16 protein-coding genes are annotated in these 17161 nt (G+C 60.6%); 15 read left to right on the top strand and 1 reads right to left on the bottom strand.

Translation table 11 applies throughout. The features are described from left to right. The 11 genes from AKL25_RS17350 to AKL25_RS17300 form a co-directional block, all read left to right on the top strand. The coding region (locus AKL25_RS17350; protein WP_167541903.1) for an aromatic amino acid lyase at positions 1 to 373 on the top strand (373 nt) is incomplete at its 5' end. Between the two features lie 63 nt (positions 374 to 436). Further along, positions 437 to 2239 (top strand): methyl-accepting chemotaxis protein, encoded by a 1803-nt coding sequence (locus AKL25_RS17345; protein ID WP_050478962.1) that lies wholly within the window; start codon positions 437 to 439, stop codon positions 2237 to 2239. Positions 2240 to 2331: 92 nt separating this feature from the next. Further along, positions 2332 to 3237, top strand: coding sequence for an HAD-IIB family hydrolase (locus AKL25_RS17340; RefSeq protein WP_420840719.1), 906 nt, complete (start codon positions 2332 to 2334; stop codon positions 3235 to 3237). Between the two features lie 211 nt (positions 3238 to 3448). Next, on the top strand, positions 3449 to 4537 hold the full coding sequence (locus tag AKL25_RS17335; RefSeq protein WP_050478960.1) for an ABC transporter substrate-binding protein: 1089 nt from the start codon (positions 3449 to 3451) through the stop codon (positions 4535 to 4537). Positions 4538 to 4540: 3 nt separating this feature from the next. Continuing rightward, positions 4541 to 5407 carry an ABC transporter permease gene (locus AKL25_RS17330; protein WP_050478959.1) on the top strand — a complete coding sequence of 289 codons (867 nt, stop codon included), beginning with the start codon at positions 4541 to 4543 and terminating at the stop codon, positions 5405 to 5407. Between the two features lie 12 nt (positions 5408 to 5419). Beyond that, positions 5420 to 6217, top strand: a complete 798-nt coding sequence (locus tag AKL25_RS17325) for an ABC transporter permease (RefSeq protein ID WP_050478958.1) — start codon at positions 5420 to 5422, stop codon at positions 6215 to 6217. 9 nt (positions 6218 to 6226) lie between these two features. After that, positions 6227 to 7060: an ABC transporter ATP-binding protein gene (locus tag AKL25_RS17320; RefSeq protein ID WP_050478957.1), complete on the top strand. Its 834-nt coding sequence runs from the start codon at positions 6227 to 6229 to the stop codon at positions 7058 to 7060. 33 nt (positions 7061 to 7093) lie between these two features. Further along, on the top strand, positions 7094 to 8347 hold the full coding sequence (soxC, locus tag AKL25_RS17315; RefSeq protein WP_050478956.1) for a sulfite dehydrogenase: 1254 nt from the start codon (positions 7094 to 7096) through the stop codon (positions 8345 to 8347). Next, positions 8334 to 8927 carry a c-type cytochrome gene (locus AKL25_RS17310; protein ID WP_050478955.1) on the top strand — a complete coding sequence of 198 codons (594 nt, stop codon included), beginning with the start codon at positions 8334 to 8336 and terminating at the stop codon, positions 8925 to 8927. The genes soxC and AKL25_RS17310 overlap by 14 nt, the downstream gene beginning before the upstream one ends. Before the next feature lie 43 nt (positions 8928 to 8970). Continuing rightward, positions 8971 to 9891 carry a TauD/TfdA dioxygenase family protein gene (locus AKL25_RS17305; protein ID WP_050478954.1) on the top strand — a complete coding sequence of 307 codons (921 nt, stop codon included), beginning with the start codon at positions 8971 to 8973 and terminating at the stop codon, positions 9889 to 9891. Next, the gene (locus AKL25_RS17300) at positions 9888 to 11258 is read left to right on the top strand and encodes an LLM class flavin-dependent oxidoreductase (protein ID WP_050478953.1); all 1371 of its coding nucleotides are present in this window, start codon (positions 9888 to 9890) and stop codon (positions 11256 to 11258) included. The genes AKL25_RS17305 and AKL25_RS17300 overlap by 4 nt, the downstream gene beginning before the upstream one ends. Positions 11259 to 11331: 73 nt before the next feature. Here AKL25_RS17300 and AKL25_RS17295 read toward each other — a convergent pair whose 3' ends face one another. Then, positions 11332 to 12684, bottom strand: coding sequence for an MFS transporter (locus tag AKL25_RS17295; protein WP_050478969.1), 1353 nt, complete (start codon positions 12682 to 12684; stop codon positions 11332 to 11334). A gap of 158 nt (positions 12685 to 12842) precedes the next feature. Here AKL25_RS17295 and cyoA point away from each other — a divergent pair, with 158 nt between their 5' ends. The 4 genes from cyoA to cyoD all read left to right on the top strand — a co-directional run bounded on the left by cyoA (position 12843) and on the right by cyoD (position 17090). Next, a complete protein-coding gene (cyoA, locus tag AKL25_RS17290; protein WP_050478952.1) occupies positions 12843 to 13886 on the top strand; it encodes a ubiquinol oxidase subunit II in 1044 nt (347 codons plus the stop codon). A gap of 105 nt (positions 13887 to 13991) precedes the next feature. Beyond that, a complete protein-coding gene (gene cyoB / locus AKL25_RS17285; RefSeq protein ID WP_050478951.1) occupies positions 13992 to 15995 on the top strand; it encodes a cytochrome o ubiquinol oxidase subunit I in 2004 nt (667 codons plus the stop codon). Beyond that, positions 15988 to 16623 carry a cytochrome o ubiquinol oxidase subunit III gene (cyoC, locus tag AKL25_RS17280; RefSeq protein WP_050478950.1) on the top strand — a complete coding sequence of 212 codons (636 nt, stop codon included), beginning with the start codon at positions 15988 to 15990 and terminating at the stop codon, positions 16621 to 16623. Before cyoB ends, cyoC begins: the two co-directional genes overlap by 8 nt. Further along, positions 16620 to 17090, top strand: a complete 471-nt coding sequence (gene cyoD / locus AKL25_RS17275) for a cytochrome o ubiquinol oxidase subunit IV (protein ID WP_050478949.1) — start codon at positions 16620 to 16622, stop codon at positions 17088 to 17090. Before cyoC ends, cyoD begins: the two co-directional genes overlap by 4 nt. The last annotated feature ends 71 nt before the right edge of the window (positions 17091 to 17161 follow it).

Here is a 17161-nt window from a genome sequence, read left to right as displayed (position 1 = left end):
GGTCATGGAAAACCGCACCCTGTCCATGCCGGGCAGCGTCGACAGCATCCCGTCCAAGGGCAACAGCGAAGACCACATCTCCAACTCGACCTGGTGCGCCCGCAAGGCCGCCACCGTGGTCGCCAACACCCAATACATCGTCGGCGTGGAAATGCTGCTGGCGGCGCAGGGGCTGACCATGACCGAAGAGTTGCTGAAAGACTTCGTGCTGGGCGAGGGCACGCAAGCGGCGTACGAAGAAATCCGCAAGCAGATCCCGGCGTGCCTGGACGGCGATCGCTGGTTCCACAACGATATTCAGGTGGCGCATTCCTTTATCACCAGCGGGTCGGTGCGGGAGGCGGTGGTTGGGCGGATTGGCAAGTTTGTCTGACCGCAGGAAGTTCACAACACCTTACGTAATAGCAGTCCTATAAAAAGCCAGGGAAGGGTCACCATGTTTACGTCGATCAGAACGCGTATTTTGTTTTTCAGTATTGCCTTGCTCATTGCGAGTCTGGGAGTGGTCGGTGCAGTGTCGTATGTCATCGTCAAGACCGACAACGACCTCGCCATCGACCAGAGTTCGCGTTCCATCGCCGACGGTTATGCTTCGGCGATCAACGAGTGGGTGGCGGCCAAGGCCAGCATGGCGGCGGCTGCGGCCGATGGGGTGTTGCAGGCGGATCCGGTATTCGTCATCAAGCAGTTGCAAAAGAGCGGGGGGTTCTACGTCACCACCTTCGGCAAGGAAGACAAGACCGCCTTCACCTCGGCGGCCGAGGGATTGCCGCCCGGTTACGATCCGACCGGACGGTCGTGGTATCAGCAATCGGTCAAGGCCGGCAAGGCGGTGGTGACCAAGCCTTACACCGATGTCGTCACCAAGAAACCGATGGTGTCTTTCACCGCGCAGGTGAAGAAAGACGGCGTCTTGCAGGGCGTGGTGGCGGCAGCGGTGTTTCTTGACGGCGTCAGCAATGTGGTCAAGGCGGTGCACCCGACACCGGCCAGCTTCGCCTTCCTGGTCGACCGCGACGGCATGATGCTGGCGCATCCCGATGCGCAGTGGATCAACAAGCCGGTCAAGGACTGGAATCCTGAATTGACGGCCGAGCGTCTCAATGCCTTCGCCGGTGACGACGCAAAAAGAGAGATCGTGCTCAACGGCGCCGCCAAGCTGGTGCAGGCCATCCCCGTGAAAGACACTGAATGGACCTTGCTGGTGGCGATCGACAAGGCCGACGTCAACGCCGGCATGCGTCACGCGACGCAGTCGTCGCTGATTGCCATCGTGCTGGTGGCGGCGTTGGCGGCGCTGATCCTGGGCATGATCACCAAAGCCGTATTCAAGCGCCTGTCGCAGGTGCGCAATGCCATGGACAGCATCGGTTCCGGCGACGGCGACCTGACCATGCGCCTGCCGGAAGACGGCAAGGATGAAGTCAGCCAGATCGCCCGATCATTCAACGTCTTCGTGCAAAAGATCACGACGATCCTGCAGGAGATCCGGCGCACCAGCGATGCCGTCAAAGTATCCTCGTCCGAGATCGCTAGCGGCAACCTCGACTTGTCGGGCCGCACCGAGCAGCAAGCCGGCGCGCTGGAAGAAACCGCTTCCGCCATGGAAGAGCTGACGTCGACCGTCAAGCAGAATTCCGACAATGCGCGCCAGGCCAACGAGCTGGCGCTGGCGGCGTCGGCCATCGCGGCGGAAGGCGGGGAAGTGGTCGGCAATGTCGTCGCCACCATGGAAGCGATCAATCAGTCGTCGCGCCAGATCGTCGATATCATCGGCGTGATTGACGGCATCGCCTTCCAGACCAATATCCTCGCCTTGAATGCGGCCGTTGAAGCAGCGCGCGCCGGCGAACAAGGCCGCGGCTTTGCGGTGGTCGCGAGCGAAGTGCGGAGCCTCGCGCAACGCAGTGCGCAGGCGGCCAAAGAGATCAAGGTGCTGATCGATTCATCGGTGTCGAAGGTGACCGACGGCGGCCATCTGGTGGAGAAGGCCGGGCAGACCATGGTGGAAATCGTGGCCAGTGTGAAGAACGTCAGCGCGATCGTCAGCGAAATCGCCAATGCCAGCTCCGAGCAAAGCACCGGTATCGAAGAAATCAATCGCGCCATCACGCACATGGACGAGGGCACGCAGCAAAATGCGGCCCTGGTGGAACAGGCCGCCGCCGCTGCGCAGTCTTTGCAGGATCAGGCGACGCGGCTGGCGACGATAGTCGGCGGTTTCAAGATGGATCGCTGACCGAACGCAATCGCCAACGGCGCGTTGGTGACCTCAATTGATCTGCCGGCATGGCATCTGGCGCGCCCCGAATGATCGCGTCCGGACTAGCTTTGCGCCTGATCCTGATGCACGCAACGCTTGTCAGGAAGGCAAATAAACAGGTACCCTTAGACGCCCACGATAACTACAGGGCGAATCTAACAGGAGGGGGACCTGTGCAGGCGCTATCGACCGCAGATAAAGAAGAATTCAAATCGGTTCGTGTCGTTCTTACCGACATGGACGAAACCTTGACCCATGGCGGGCGGCTTGCCGCCGCGACCTATGGTGCGCTGGAAGCTTTGCAAGCCGACGGCGTACGGGTGATCCCGGTCACCGCAGCGCCCGCGGGCTGGTGCGATCAGATGGCGCGCATGTGGCCCATCGACGGCGTCATCGGTGAAAACGGCGGCTTGTTTTTTCGCCGTGGCGAAGACGGACAGGGCGTCGTCAGGCAGTTTTGGCACGATGATCTCGGCCGGATGGAGAGTACGATGCGGCTGCAGGCGATCGTGTCGCGCATCCAGAAGGCTATCCCCGAGGCAACTGTTGCCGACGATCAAGCATTTCGCATGACCAGCATCGCCTTTTTCATTCCCAGGAATGCGGAGACGCGCGAACGCATTGTCGCTGCGCTACGCAACGAAGGCGCCGACGTCGCCATCAACAATCTCTGGATCCTCGGCTGGCTCGGCGGCTACGACAAACTATCGATGACGCGCCGCGTGCTTGCCGGATATTACGGCGTCGACATCGACGATGCCTCCGGTCGCGATGCCGTCCTGTACAGCGGCGACTCCGTCAATGACGCGCCCATGTTCGGATTTTTCCGGCATACCGTCGGTGTCAGCACCGTGGTGCATTATCTCGATCAGATTGCCGTTCATCCGCGCTGGATTACCGCCGGCCCGGGTGGCTCGGGATTCGTCGAGGCCAGCGCAGCAGTGATGCGCTCGCGGGCGGATCGCAGCCGATAATCTGCCTGCTGCGCACCGGCTTTTCCTCTCTTGCGATATGCGCATGCATGCGCAGACGCGCAACGCACCGATGAGATCGTGATAAAAAGTTTCGCATAACGACATACGAATTCATTCGTTTGTCGCCAGTTTTCCCTTACCTATACTTGATCGCAGATTTTTGCTCCGCGATGGCGGCCATTTGCATCATCAGGTAACGAAAGGGAAATCCATGACTTTGGATCGCAGAACCGTGCTCAAGCATCTTGCCGCCGGCGGCGTCGGCGCAGGTGCTGCATTACTGGGTCTGCAAGCCCGCGCAGAGAATCAGCCGGCGACCATACGCATCGGCGTGGCGCAGCCGGGCATCGGTAATCCGCCGCAGTTTTCAGGCAGTTCGGCCGCCGTCGCCAATGCCAAGGGCTGGGTCGAAGAAGAGTTCAAGGCCGACGGCATCAAGGTCGAGTGGTTCTTCTTCAAAGGCGCCGGACCGGCCGTCAACGAAGCGCTGACCAACAAGCAGCTCGACTTTGCATTCCAGGGTGATCTGCCGGCTATCGTCGCCAGGTCGGCGGGCCTCAAGACCAAGCTGGTGCTCGCCACCGGTGTGCGTTCCAATATCTATCTTGCAGTGCCGCCCGATTCTCCCATCCAGTCGGTCAAGGATTTGCGCGGCAAGCGCGTGGCGATCTTCAAGGGCACCAACGCGCAACTGCCGATCAACCGCGTGCTCGAAGCGAACGGCCTGCAGGAGCGCGATCTGCGCGCCATCAACCTCGATCAGGCGACCACGCTGGCGGCCTTGAGCACCAAGGATATCGATGCCGCATTCGGCAATATCAACCTGCTGCGCCTGCGCGACAAGAACGCCGCGCGCATCGTCTACAGCAGCAAGGGCGGCTCGCCGATTTTCACCACCCAGTCGCACGTTCTGGTGACCGAAGAGTTCGCGCAAAAATATCCTGCGATCACTACACGCGTGGTCAAGACTTTCGTGAAGACCTCGAAGTGGGCCTCGGATGAAGTCAACCGCGAAGAGGTCCTGCGCCTGTGGGCCAAGGCCGGCACGCCCTACGAGCATTGGCGCGAAGACTACGACGGCGAACCGCTGCGCGTGCGCATCAATCCCAACTTCGATCCCTTTCTCGTGGCGCGCTACAAGGACTCGGTGGAGCAGGCCTATCGCCTCAAGCTGAGCCGCGCCAAGTTCGATGTCGACCAATGGATCGATCAGAGCTACCTGAAGGCGGCGCTGAAAGAACTGCGCCTGGAAACCTATTGGCCGGTATTCCAGGTCAACGGCAAGATTCTGGGGACCTGAGCCATGAGTACGCAGCAGGCAGCGCTGGAGTTGTCGCCACCTTCACCATCTGCGCCATCCAGACCGGCTCATGCCGCGGCAGCGTCTGCGTTGCCGCAGGCGCGCTTCTACAGCAAGTGGTCGCCGCGCTGGCTGGCGCTGCCGTTTCCCTTGTTTCTGTTGCTGCTCTGGTATGTTGCGGCCCGGTTCGAATGGGTTGCGCCGCAGGTCTTGCCGTCGCCGCAGTCGGTGCTGCTGACGTTTGGCGATCTGGTCGCGTCGGGCGAAATGTTCGACAACCTCAGGATCAGTCTGCTGCGGGTGTTGTTCGGCTTCGGCGTCGGGCTGATCGGCGGTTTGCTGCTCGGCGTGGCGATGGGCTTGTCGCCGGTATTCAAGGATTACGTCTATCCCTTGTTCAAGGCCTTCAGCCAGGTGCCGGTGCTGGGCTGGCTGCCCTTGCTGATGCTGCTGGTGGGCATCGACGAAGCGCTCAAGATCATCCTGATCTCCAAGGCGGCGCTGGTGCCGATCGCACTCAATACCTACAAGGGCATCGAGAACGTGCCGGCGCGCTATGTCGAAGTGGCGCGCGTGCTGAAATTCTCGCGCTGGCAATTGCTGTGGCGCGTGATTTTCCCCGCAGCGCTGCCGCCGATCTGGAACGGCGTGCGCTACGGTTTTACGCATGCCTGGCTGGCGCTGGTAGTGGTGGAGTTGCTGGCGTCGTCGGAAGGCTTGGGCTACATGATCGTTTTCGGTCGCCAGTTGTTCCAGCTGGATGTGGTGATGGCGGCCGTGGTCGTGGTCGGGGTGGTGGGCTACACGCTGGATCAGGTGCTGGCGCGGATTGAAGTGCTCTTGCTCGGCTGGCGCCGCAGCGGATTCTGACAGGAGATCGCCATGTCCTTTTTGCATCCCGAAGACAAACATCCCGTGCCGAAAGTCTTGCGCGGCTGGGTCTTGCCGATCGTGCTGCTGGCGCTGTGGTGGCTGGCCGCCCGTTTTCACTGGACGACTTCGCCCTTGCTGGTGCCGGTCGACAAGGTGTGGGACACCGCAGTCGAACAAGTGCGCAGCGGAGAATTGTGGGACGCGCTCGCGGCCAGCCTGCGGCGCGACCTCATCGGTTTCGCCATCGGCGTCGCCGGCGGGCTGGCGTTCGGCATTGCGTTCGGTTTGTCGCGCCTGTTCGAACGCATGATCGGCCCGACCTTCCATACGCTCAAGCAGATTTCCCTGTTCGCCTGGATTCCCTTGCTGTCGGTCTGGTTCGGCCTGGGCGATGCCGCGAAGGTGGCCTTCCTGTCGCTGGCGGCATTCTTCCCGGTGGTGCTCAATACCTTTGAAGGCATACGCAGCGTGCCGGGCGAACTGATCGAAGCGGCGCGCGTGTTGAAGTTCAATCGTCGCCAGTGGCTGTTCAAGCTGATCCTGCCGGCGGCGTCGCCATCTATCCTGGCCGGCATTCATCTGGCGCTGATCTATGCGTGGCTGGCGACGCTGGGCGCGGAATACCTGCTGGTGTCGGGCAAGGGCATCGGCAACACCATGATCGACGGGCGCGAATTGTTTCTGATGGACCTGGTGATTTTCGGCGTGATCGTGGTCGGCTTTGTCGGCTTTGCGCTGAACTGGCTGGCGGCGCGCCTGGAGCGTCGTCTGCTGGCATGGCGCGGCCGCTCTGTCGCGCAATTTTAAGGAGTGAAGATGTCATTGGCCGGTACGCTGGATATCCAGCATCTCAGTAAATCCTATCCCGTCAAACAGGGCGACCTGGCGGTGCTGGAAGACGTGACGCTCACGATTACACCAGGCGAGTTCGTCAGCATCGTGGGCTCCAGCGGTTGCGGCAAGTCGACCTTGCTGCGCCTGATCGTCGGTCTTGAAGAGGATTATCAGGGGCAGGTGCTGCTCGACGGCGAGCGCATTGTCGGCACCAGTCTGCGACGTGGCATCGTGTTTCAGGAACACCGGCTGTTTCCCTGGCTGACGGTGGAGCACAACATCCAGCTGGGCTTGCTCAATGCCGAACTGACGCCGGGACAGAAGCGCCAGGCCGTGCGCGAGCACATTGCTCTGGTCGGTTTGGAAGGCTTTGAAAAATCCTATCCGCATCAACTGTCGGGCGGCATGGCGCAGCGTGTGGCGATTGCGCGCGCCCTGGTCAGCAAGCCGGAGATCCTGCTGCTGGATGAGCCTTTTGGCGCGCTCGACGCATTGACGCGCGCGTATCTGCAACAGGAACTGCATCGCATCTGGCAGGCCGAGGGCATCACCATGATTCTGGTGACGCACGATGTGGAAGAGGCCATTTATCTCGGCGATAAAGTCGTCGTGATGGAGCCGCGGCCGGGACGTATCCGGCGCATCGTGCCGGTTGATCTGGCGCATCCGCGCGAGCGTGCCGGGACAGGTTTTGCGGAAGTCAAACAAGAGGTGCTCAAGGAGTTTTCCGGCGACAGCGCCAGCCTGGCGGAGCCTCCTTTGCGCGCCGACCCTATCGATCCGGATCAGATTCGCCAGTGGCAATTCGCGATTTGAAAATAACAAGAAACCGACGGAGACGATGCGGCCATGAGCAGCGAAACAAGTCCTGAAACAGGACGCAGGCGCTTTTTGCGCGGCGGCGCGAGCCTGGGCGGAGCGCTAGTCGGCGCAGCGCTGGCGCCGGGAGCGCGCGCCGAACCGCTGGAGGTGGCGCCATGGAGCAAGACGCCGGGCGAGCCGGTGTTGTGGCATCCCTACGGCCAGCCGTCGCCGTATGAAAAAAATGTGGTGCGCCGCTCGCGTGGCGCAGCGCCGCTGCCGGGGGCGAACTCATCGATGACGCCTTTGCAGAATCTGCACGGCATCATTACGCCGACCGGTCTGGTGTTTGAGCGGCATCACGCCGGCATACCGCAGATCGATCCCGATCGGCACCGCCTGGCAGTGCATGGACTGGTGGAGCGGCCGACGATTTTCACGATGGACGATCTGGTGCGCTTGCCGTCGGTGTCGCGCATCCATTTTCTGGAGTGTTCCGGCAACACCGGGCGCGAATGGAAAGGTCCCGGCACCGCCTCGCTGCAGTTCAGCCACGGCTTGCTGTCTTGCTGCGAATGGACCGGCGTGCCGTTGGCCGTCGTGCTGGAAGAAGTCGGTATCAAGCCGGAAGGTTTGTGGATTCTGGCGGAAGGCAGCGATTCGGCAGGCATGACGCGCAGCATTCCGTTGAGCAAGGCGCTGGACGACGCCTTGCTGGTGTATGCCCAGAACGGCGAGCGCCTGAGACCGGAGCATGGTTATCCCCTGCGTCTTTTTTTGCCCGGTTTCGAGGGCAACATGAGCGTCAAATGGTTGCGCCGCCTGAAGGTCGGGCGTGAGCCTTTCATGACGCGCGAAGAGACGTCGAAGTACACGGATTCGATGCCGGACGGTACGGCGCGCCAGTTCACGTTTCTGATGGAAACCAAGTCGGTGATTACTTTTCCGGCGCCCGATCACCGGCTCAAGGACAAGGGCTTTTACGAAATATCCGGGCTGGCCTGGACCGGGCGCGGTCGCATCAAGCGTGTCGACGTGTCGACCGATGGCGGACGCAGCTGGAATGCCGCGCAATTGCAGGAACCGGTATTGGATAGAGCGTTGACGCGCTTTCGTTTTCCGTGGCGCTGGGATGGCGCGCCGACGGTGTTGCAAAGCAGGGCTGTGGATGAAACCGGTTATGTGCAACCGAAGGCGACCCAGTTGGTTGAGGCGCGCGGCGTCGAATCGAATTATCACTTCAACGCCATACAGAGCTGGAAAGTGGCAAGCGACGGAGTTATCACCAATGTCCAGGTTTAGGTCGCTTTCCATTTTTGCGATGGCTTGCTGCGCCACGATCCTGTTCGCGCTGCCGGCTGCACAGGCGCAGATCTACCGCATCGGCCGTGCCGCCGGCGAGCGCGACCTGGCGGCATGGAACATCGACGTCGCTGCGGATGGCGCAGGATTGCCGAAGGGCAGCGGCAGTGTGGAGCGCGGCCGCAGCGTCTATGCGCAGCAATGCGCGGCTTGCCATGGCGCCAGGGGCGAAGGCGGGCTGGCTGATCAGCTGGTCGGCGGCAAAGGTTCGCTGGCGACGGCCAAGCCGGTGAAAACCATCGGCAGCTTCTGGCCCTATGCGACCACCGTGTTTGATTTCATCAACCGGGCGATGCCCTACAACGCACCGCAGAGCCTGAGTGCCGACGAGGTGTATGCAGTGACGGCGTACCTGCTGAACCTGAACGGCATCGTCGCCGACAACGCCGTGCTCGATGCGCAGGCCTTGCCGAAAGTGCGCATGCCGAATCGCGACGGTTTCATCAACGACAGCCGTCCGGATACCGCCAATGTCGCCTGCCAAAAAAATTGTCGTCCGTCTTCCGCCGCTCAACCGTAAGACGTCATCTTAGCCAGCGTTATTTCAGTCAAGGAGATACAAGATGTCAGAAGCATTGCTTGATTTGCACCCCGTCGCCGGCCGTATCGGCGCGGAGATTCGCGACGTGCGCCTGTCCGGCGATCTGGGCGCAACGACCTTTGGCGCCATTCGCCAGGCGCTGCTGAAGTACAAGGTCTTGTTCTTCCGCGGCCAGCAGCATTTTGACGATGCGGGACAGGAAGCTTTCGCGGCCTTGTTCGGCGACCCGGTGGCGCATCCGACGGTGCCGGTGCGCGAGGGTACGGGTTATCTGCTGGAGCTGGATTCCGCGCATGGCGGCCGAGCAAATTCTTGGCACACCGACGTGACCTTCGATGTAGCATATCCGCAGGCATCGATTCTGCGTGCGGTGGAGATTCCTGCCTACGGCGGCGATACGGTCTGGGCCAATACCGCACAAGCCTACCTGGACCTGCCGCCGGCGCTGCGTCAGCTGGCCGACAATCTGTGGGCCTTGCATACCAACGACTATGACTACGCCTCGCGTTTCAATGCCAGCGAAACGGGCCTGAAGCGCTATCGCGAAGTCTTCACCTCGACCATCTACGAAGCCGAGCATCCGGTGGTGCGGGTGCATCCGGAAACCGGCGAACGTACGCTGGTGCTGGGGCATTTCGTCAAGAAGCTGCTGGGTTATCCGACTGCCGACTCCGAGCATCTGCTGAAGCTGCTCGACAGCTATGTCACGCGATTGGAGAACACGGTGCGCTGGCGCTGGTCGCCGAGCGATGTGGCGATCTGGGACAACCGCGCGACGCAGCACTATGCGATCAACGACTACGGCGATCAGCATCGCGTGGTCCGTCGCGTGACAATCGCCGGCGACGTGCCGGTCAGCGTCGACGGACGTCGCAGCGTGGCGCGCAACGCGCCTGAGAAGACGCGTTCTGCCGAGACGGTTTCTGCGGCGGTGGCATCATGAGCTCGCAAAAAAAACAATTGAAGCTCGGCGCCTTTTTGCAGGCGACCGGCCATCACGTGGCCGGCTGGCGCCATCCCCGGGCGCAGGCCGATGCCGGGCAGAATATCGCGCATTACCGGCAGATCGCGCAGACTGCCGAGCGCGGCAAGTTCGATGCGCTGTTCCTGGCGGATGGCGTAGCGATCCGCTCGCACGATGCGGATACCTTGCATCTGACCTCGCGTGCGGCGACCTTCGAGCCGTTGACCTTGCTATCGGCGTTGTCGCAGGTGACGGAACATATCGGCCTGGTGGCGACGGTGTCCACCACGTACAACGAGCCGTATCATGTCGCGCGCAAATTTGCGTCTCTCGATCACCTGAGCAACGGCCGCGCCGGCTGGAACGTGGTGACCTCCTGGTCGGAATCGGAGGCGCACAACTTCAATCTCGACAAGCATCCCGAACATGGCGCCCGTTATGAACGTGCGGAAGAGTTCGTCGATGTCGTGAACGGCTTGTGGGACAGTTGGGAGGATGACGCCTTCCGTTTCGATCAGGCCGAGGGCGTGCATTTCGATTTCAATAAGCTGCATGCGATCAATCACAAGGGCAAGCATTTTTCCGTGCGCGGGCCCTTGAACGTGGCGCGTCCCGTGCAGGGGCATCCGGTGGTGGTGCAGGCCGGGTCTTCCGAGCCGGGGCAGGAGCTGGCGGCGCGCACGGCTGAGGTGATTTTCACCGCGCAGCAATCGCTGCAGGATGCGCAACAGTTTTACAGCAGCCTGAAAGGGCGTCTCGACAAATACGGCCGTCATCCGGACGAGTTGAAGATCATGCCGGGCGTGTTTCCGGTGGTGGGCCGCAGCGAGAGCGAGGCGCAGGAAAAATTCGAAGAGCTGCAATCGCTGATTCATCCGACCGTCGGCTTGTCGCTGTTGCAGCAGCATCTGGGCGGCATCGATTTGTCCGGCTATCCGCTCGACGGACCGTTGCCGGAGAACCTGCAGGAGCCGAACGGCACCAAGAGCCGCTTCCAGCTGGTGACGGCGCTGGCGCGCCGCGAGAACCTGAGCATCCGCCAACTCTATCTGCGCGTGGCGACGGCGCGCGGCCATTGGTCGATTCACGGGACGCCGGAGAGCATCGTGGACCGCCTGGAAGAATGGTTCCTGAAGGGCGGCGCCGACGGCTTCAACATCATGCCGCCGACCTTGCCGGGCGGGCTGGACGATTTCGTCGCGCTGGTGTTGCCGGAGCTGCGCCGACGCGGTTTGTTCCGCACCGAATATGAAGGCAAGACCTTGCGCGAGAATCTCGGCCTGGCCCGGCCTGCGCACAAGCTGTACCGGCAGGCAGAGGGAGAATTGCTGGGCCGGGTGGCGTAAGCCTGCTGTCCCCAATGAAAAACGGCCTGGCTGCTTTCGCAGACCAGGCCGTTTTTTATGCTTTATCGATTGATTATGTCAGCGCGCGATTGACGCTCAACGCTGCCAGCGAGCAGACCGCGCCCGACAGCAGATAGATGCTGACGTATGCCAGGCCAAAGTGTGCCGACAAGCCCAGCGCCACCAGCGGTGCAAAACCTGCACCAACCAGCCATGCCAGATCGGAGGTCAGCGCTGCGCCGGTGTAGCGATACTTGGCAGGGAAGTTGGCCGTCACGGCGCCGGCAGCCTGACCATACGACAAACCGAGCAGGGCGAAGCCGACCAGGATGAAGATGTCCTGACCGGTGTCGCCGCCATTGATCAGCGTCGGCACGAAACCGCTCAGCACCGCAATCAGCACCGCCAGCGCGCCCAGTGTGGTGCGGCGGCCGAAGCGGTCGGCAATCGGGCCGGACAGGACGATACCGACCATCATCAGCACCGCGCCGAACACCTGCACCATCAGGAAGTCGCTGATCGAGCGCATCGAATACAGCGAGATCCACGACAGCGGGAATACCGACACCAGATGGAACAGCGCGTAGCTGGCCAATGCCGCCAGTGCGCCGATGATCAGGTTGCGGCCTTGCGAGCGGCCGATTTCAACCACGCTGGTCGGTTCCAGTTCGCGCTCTTCCAGCAGGCTGGCATATTCTTCCGAAGCCACCAGGCGCAGACGGGCGAACAAGGCCACCACGTTGATGGCGAATGCCACATAGAACGGATAGCGCCAGCCCCAGTCGAGGAAGTCTTCCGAAGTCAGGTTGCCCATCAGGTAGGCGAACACCAGGCCGGCGATGATGAAACCCACCGGCGCGCCGAGCTGACCCAGCATGGCGTACCAGCCGCGCTTGTTTTTCGGCACGTTCAGCGCCAGCAGCGACGGCAAGCCGTCCCACGATCCGCCCAGCGCCAGGCCCTGGCCGATGCGCAGCACCGCGAGCAGCACGATCGCGGTCACGCCGAGATGGTCGTAAGTCGGCAGGAAGGCGATGCCGGCCGTGGACAGGCCCAGCAGGAAGAGCGCCATGGTCAGCTTGACCTCGCGCCCGACCTTTTTTTGTATTGCCATGAAGATAACTGTGCCGAACGGGCGCGCGATGAAAGCGAAGGAAAAGATGACGAAAGCGTAGAGCGTGCCTTCAAGACGTTGTTCAAAAGGAAAGAACACTGTGGGAAAAACCAACACCGAGGCTATGGCATACACGAAGAAATCAAAGTATTCTGAAGCCCTTCCGATGACCACACCGATCGCTATGTCTCCTGGCGCAACGGCATGCTGGTTGCCTGGATGATCAGATTTGGCATGTCGAGAACCACCGTCAGGCGTATTTGTAGAAAAATTGCCAGGGAGTTCGCTATGAGAAGTATGAGTGCTAGCCATGATCATTGTCTCTCTTTCTTGGTTCGGTCTATAACGCCGTTTAAGTCCCGTTTTGCCATTGGATCGGACAACGAGGTAGGACAAATTGTCCAATCGCCAATGCATAGCGGTAAGTGTACATTAGCATGATTTGATAGCTCCGATTGGACTTTCCCTGCATGTTCTCACACCTCATTCGCCGCGGATTCATTTTCCTGCCTGCAATTTTGTTGGCTGGCTGCAACACGGTCGTCTTGAATCCTTCGGGTGACATCGCCAACCAGCAAGGTCGCCTTATCCTCATTTCGACAGCGCTGATGCTGCTGATCATCATTCCGGTGATTGCGCTGATCGTCCTGTTCGCATGGCGCTATCGCCAGAGCAACACCGCTGCGCGCTACGAGCCGGACTGGGATCACTCGACCCAGCTCGAGCTGATCATCTGGGGTGCGCCGCTGCTGATCATCATTGCGCTGGGCCTGTTGACCTGGATCAGCACCCATACGCTGGATCCCTATCGCAAGCTGTCGCGCCTTGATGCACAACGCCCGATTCCCGAGAACGTCAAGCCGATCACCATTGAAGTGGTGGCGCTGGACTGGAAGTGGCTGTTCATCTATCCGGAGCAAGGCATCGCTACCGTCAATGAACTGGCTGCGCCGGTTGACGTGCCGGTGCATTTCAAGATCACGGCTTCGTCGGTGATGAATTCCTTCTATATTCCTGCGCTGGCCGGTCAGATCTACGCCATGCCGGGCATGCAGACCGAACTCAACGCGGTGATCAACAAGCCGGGCGAGTTTGAAGGTTTCTCGGCCAACTACAGCGGCGCCGGTTTCTCGGACATGCGCTTCAAGTTCCACGGCGTGAGCAACGAAGGTTTCGACGAGTGGGTCAAGAAGGTCAAGGCCGCCGGCGGCGCACTCAAGCGTGACGACTACCTCGCGCTGGAAAAGCCGAGCATCAAGGATCCGGTGCGTCATTACAATGCGGTCGATGCGACGCTGTACCACGCCATCCTGAACCGCTGCGTTGAAGCCGGCCAGGTCTGCATGGACAAGCAAATGGCGACCGACGTCAACGTCAAGGAAGGCGCCAAGAAGGAAGCGGAATCAGAAGCAGGCGCCAAGGCTGACAAGTCCGCGCTGAACGCCTCGGGCGTCAAACTTGCAGCTGCAATGCCGGCGTCAGTGCCGATGGCAAGCCAGCACCACCATGAATAATCAATCGAAAGAACAGCCGGCGGCAGTAGTGCATGCAGCCGACAGGGGCGCCGTGCAGGATGTAATGCATGGCGTCGCGACCTTCTTTTTCAGCGGAAAGTAACGATGCTAGACCAAATTGACATGACCAAGCTGATCTTCGGCCGTCTCAGCTGGGAAGCGATTCCCTTTCATGAACCCATCCTGCTGATCACCTTCATCGGCGTGCTGATCGGTGGCGTCGCCGTACTCGGCGGCATTACCTATTTCCGCCTGTGGGGTCCTTTGTGGCGCGACTGGATCACCAGCATCGACCACAAGAAAATCGGCATCATGTATGTCATCCTCGGCATCGTCATGCTGCTGCGCGGCTTCGCCGATGCGCTGATGATGCGCGCGCAACAGGCGCTGTCCTTCGGCGATTCGGCCGGCTTCCTGCCGCCGCATCACTACGACCAGGTCTTCACCGCCCACGGCGTGATCATGATCTTCTTCGTGGCGATGCCGCTGGTGACCGGTCTGATGAACTACGTCGTGCCGCTGCAAATCGGCGCACGCGACGTGGCGTTCCCGTTCCTGAACAACTTCAGCTTCTGGATGACGACATTCGGCGCCGGCCTGGTCATGGCTTCGCTGTTCGTCGGCGAATTCGCCCGCACCGGCTGGCTGGCCTATCCACCGCTGTCGGGTATCCTCGGCAGTCCTGATGTGGGGGTGGACTATTACATATGGTCATTGCAGATTGCCGGGGTAGGGACGCTGCTGTCAGGGATCAACCTGATCGCCACCATCGTCAAGATGCGCGCGCCCGGCATGAACATGATGAAGATGCCCGTCTTCACCTGGACTGCACTGTGCACCAACGTGCTGATCGTCGCCGCTTTCCCGATCCTGACCGCCGTTCTGGGCATGCTGTCGCTGGACCGCGTGTTCGGCACCAACTTCTTCACCAACGATCTCGGCGGCAACGCCATGATGTACGTGAACCTGATCTGGATCTGGGGTCACCCTGAGGTTTACATCCTGATCCTGCCGGCCTTCGGCATTTTCTCGGAAATCGTCTCGACCTTCAGCGGCAAGCGCCTGTTCGGCTACACCTCGATGGTGTATGCGACCGTCGTGATCACCATCCTGTCCTACCTGGTCTGGCTGCATCACTTCTTCACCATGGGTTCCGGGGCGAGCGTCAATTCGTTCTTCGGCATCACCACGATGATCATCTCGATCCCGACCGGCGCCAAGATTTTCAACTGGCTGTTCACCATGTACCGCGGCCGCATCCGTTTCGAAGTGCCCATGCTGTGGACCATCGGCTTCATGATCACCTTCGTCATCGGCGGCATGACCGGCGTGATGCTGGCGGTTCCGCCGGCCGACTTCGTGCTGCATAACAGCCTGTTCCTGATTGCTCACTTCCACAACGTGATCATCGGCGGCGTGGTGTTCGGCATGTTCGCCGGTATCAACTTCTGGTTCCCGAAGGCTTTCGGTTACAAGCTGGACGATTTCTGGGGCCGTTGCAGCTTCTGGTTCTGGTGCATCGGTTTCTGGGTTGCGTTCACACCGCTGTACGTGCTGGGCTTCATGGGCGTTACCCGCCGCATGAGCCACTTCGAAGATCCATCGCTGCAGATCTGGTTCCAGATCGCTGCGTTCGGCGCCTTCCTGATTGCACTGGGCATCGGTTCGTTCATCATCCAGCTGGTGGTCAGCTACCTGCGCCGCGACAAGCTGCGCGACACCACCGGCGATCCATGGGGCGCCCGTACCCTGGAATGGTCGACTTCGTCGCCGCCGCCGGACTACAACTTCGCGTTCACTCCGCGCGTGCATGACAACGACGCCTGGGCCGACATGAAGGCCAACGGCTACACCCGTCCGCAGGAAGGTTTCGTGCCTATCCACATGCCCAAGAACACTGGCGCAGGCTTCATCATTGCGGCATTGAGCGCAGTGATCGGCTTTGGCCTGATCTGGCAAATGTGGCTGCTGGCCGGCGCCGGCTTCATCGCCCTGATGGCCGCGATCATCACACATACCTTCAATTACAAACGCGATTACTACATCCCGGCCGACGACGTCGTCCGTGTTGAAGCCAACCGCACACGCTTGCTGGATAGCCATGTCTGAGATTTCTAATTCCTCCGCCGCAACCATGGGCGCATCGCCAAGTTCGCGTTACTACGTCAAGGAACATCATCCGGAAAACGGCACTTTGCTGGGTTTCTGGATGTACCTGATGAGCGACTGCCTGATCTTCGCCTGCCTGTTTGCCACTTACGCCGTGCTGGGCCGCAACTATGCGGGCGGCCCGACCGGCGCCGAGCTGTTCGATCTGCCGCTGGTGGCGATCAATACTTCCTTGCTGCTGTTGTCGTCGATCACCTACGGCTTCGCCATGCTGGAAATGGCAAAGAAGAAGGTCAAGACCACGCTGATCTGGCTCGCCGTCACCGGCTTGCTGGGCGCCGGTTTCATCTACCTGGAACTGTATGAGTTCATCCATCTGATCCACGAAGGCGCAGGTCCGCAACGCAGCGGCTTCCTGACCTCGTTCTTCGCACTGGTGGCAACCCACGGTCTGCACGTCAGCTTCGGCATCGTCTGGCTGATCACGCTGATGTTCCAGATCAACAAGCATGGTCTGACACCTGAAAACGGCCGTCGCCTGATGTGCCTCTCGATGTTCTGGCACTTTTTGGACGTGGTCTGGATCGGCGTCTTCACCTTTGTTTATCTGATGGGAGTCCTGCCATGAGCGCGCCACAACATCAAGCCCACCCATCGCACGCCGAGAAGTACGGCCATGAGGACGGTTTTGACGTCCACCATCACGACCACACCGCCGACCACGGCAGCCTGAAGAGCTACACCATCGGCTTCGTGCTGGCGGTGATCCTGACCGCGATTCCGTTCTGGCTGGTCATGGGCAACGTGATCGAGAAGTCGAGCACCGCAGGTTTCGTCCTGCTGGGCCTGGCAGTGGTGCAGATCGTCGTGCACATGATTTATTTCCTGCACATGAACTCCAAGTCCGAAGGCGGCTGGACCATCCTGGCGCTGATCTTCACGATCATGGTCGTGGTCATCATGCTGGCCGGTTCGCTGTGGGTCATGTATCACCTGAATCACAACATGATGCCTGGCATGAGCCAGGATCTGATCCAGGAAGCCGTGCCGGGTTCGATGCAAAACATGCAACACAACATGCCTGGCATGAAGTGACCTGCAGCTGATTTGCATCTTCCAGGCATCTTTCAGTGACAGATAGTCAGTCTCCAGGGCGCGCTGCAGCT

The organism is Herbaspirillum rhizosphaerae, assembly GCF_001189965.1.
In the GTDB taxonomy this organism is placed as follows: domain Bacteria; phylum Pseudomonadota; class Gammaproteobacteria; order Burkholderiales; family Burkholderiaceae_D; genus Herbaspirillum; species Herbaspirillum rhizosphaerae.
The sequence above is the reverse complement of the archived record's forward strand: the minus strand, read 5'-3'. Positions and strand labels throughout refer to the sequence as shown.

What these genes read in the sequence shown, in the direction of transcription:
- cyoB (WP_050478951.1), top strand. Translation starts at nt 13,992, where the DNA reads ATGCTAGACCAAATTGACATGACCAAGCTGATCTTCGGCCGTCTCAGC.
- AKL25_RS17330 (WP_050478959.1), top strand. Translation starts at nt 4,541, where the DNA reads ATGAGTACGCAGCAGGCAGCGCTGGAGTTGTCGCCACCTTCACCATCT.
- AKL25_RS17320 (WP_050478957.1), top strand. Translation starts at nt 6,227, where the DNA reads ATGTCATTGGCCGGTACGCTGGATATCCAGCATCTCAGTAAATCCTAT.
- cyoA (WP_050478952.1), top strand. Translation starts at nt 12,843, where the DNA reads ATGTTCTCACACCTCATTCGCCGCGGATTCATTTTCCTGCCTGCAATT.
- soxC (WP_050478956.1), top strand. Translation starts at nt 7,094, where the DNA reads ATGAGCAGCGAAACAAGTCCTGAAACAGGACGCAGGCGCTTTTTGCGC.
- AKL25_RS17305 (WP_050478954.1), top strand. Translation starts at nt 8,971, where the DNA reads ATGTCAGAAGCATTGCTTGATTTGCACCCCGTCGCCGGCCGTATCGGC.
- AKL25_RS17295 (WP_050478969.1), bottom strand. Translation starts at nt 12,684, where the DNA reads ATGGCTAGCACTCATACTTCTCATAGCGAACTCCCTGGCAATTTTTCT.
- AKL25_RS17300 (WP_050478953.1), top strand. Translation starts at nt 9,888, where the DNA reads ATGAGCTCGCAAAAAAAACAATTGAAGCTCGGCGCCTTTTTGCAGGCG.
- cyoC (WP_050478950.1), top strand. Translation starts at nt 15,988, where the DNA reads ATGTCTGAGATTTCTAATTCCTCCGCCGCAACCATGGGCGCATCGCCA.
- AKL25_RS17335 (WP_050478960.1), top strand. Translation starts at nt 3,449, where the DNA reads ATGACTTTGGATCGCAGAACCGTGCTCAAGCATCTTGCCGCCGGCGGC.
- AKL25_RS17345 (WP_050478962.1), top strand. Translation starts at nt 437, where the DNA reads ATGTTTACGTCGATCAGAACGCGTATTTTGTTTTTCAGTATTGCCTTG.
- AKL25_RS17310 (WP_050478955.1), top strand. Translation starts at nt 8,334, where the DNA reads ATGTCCAGGTTTAGGTCGCTTTCCATTTTTGCGATGGCTTGCTGCGCC.
- cyoD (WP_050478949.1), top strand. Translation starts at nt 16,620, where the DNA reads ATGAGCGCGCCACAACATCAAGCCCACCCATCGCACGCCGAGAAGTAC.
- AKL25_RS17325 (WP_050478958.1), top strand. Translation starts at nt 5,420, where the DNA reads ATGTCCTTTTTGCATCCCGAAGACAAACATCCCGTGCCGAAAGTCTTG.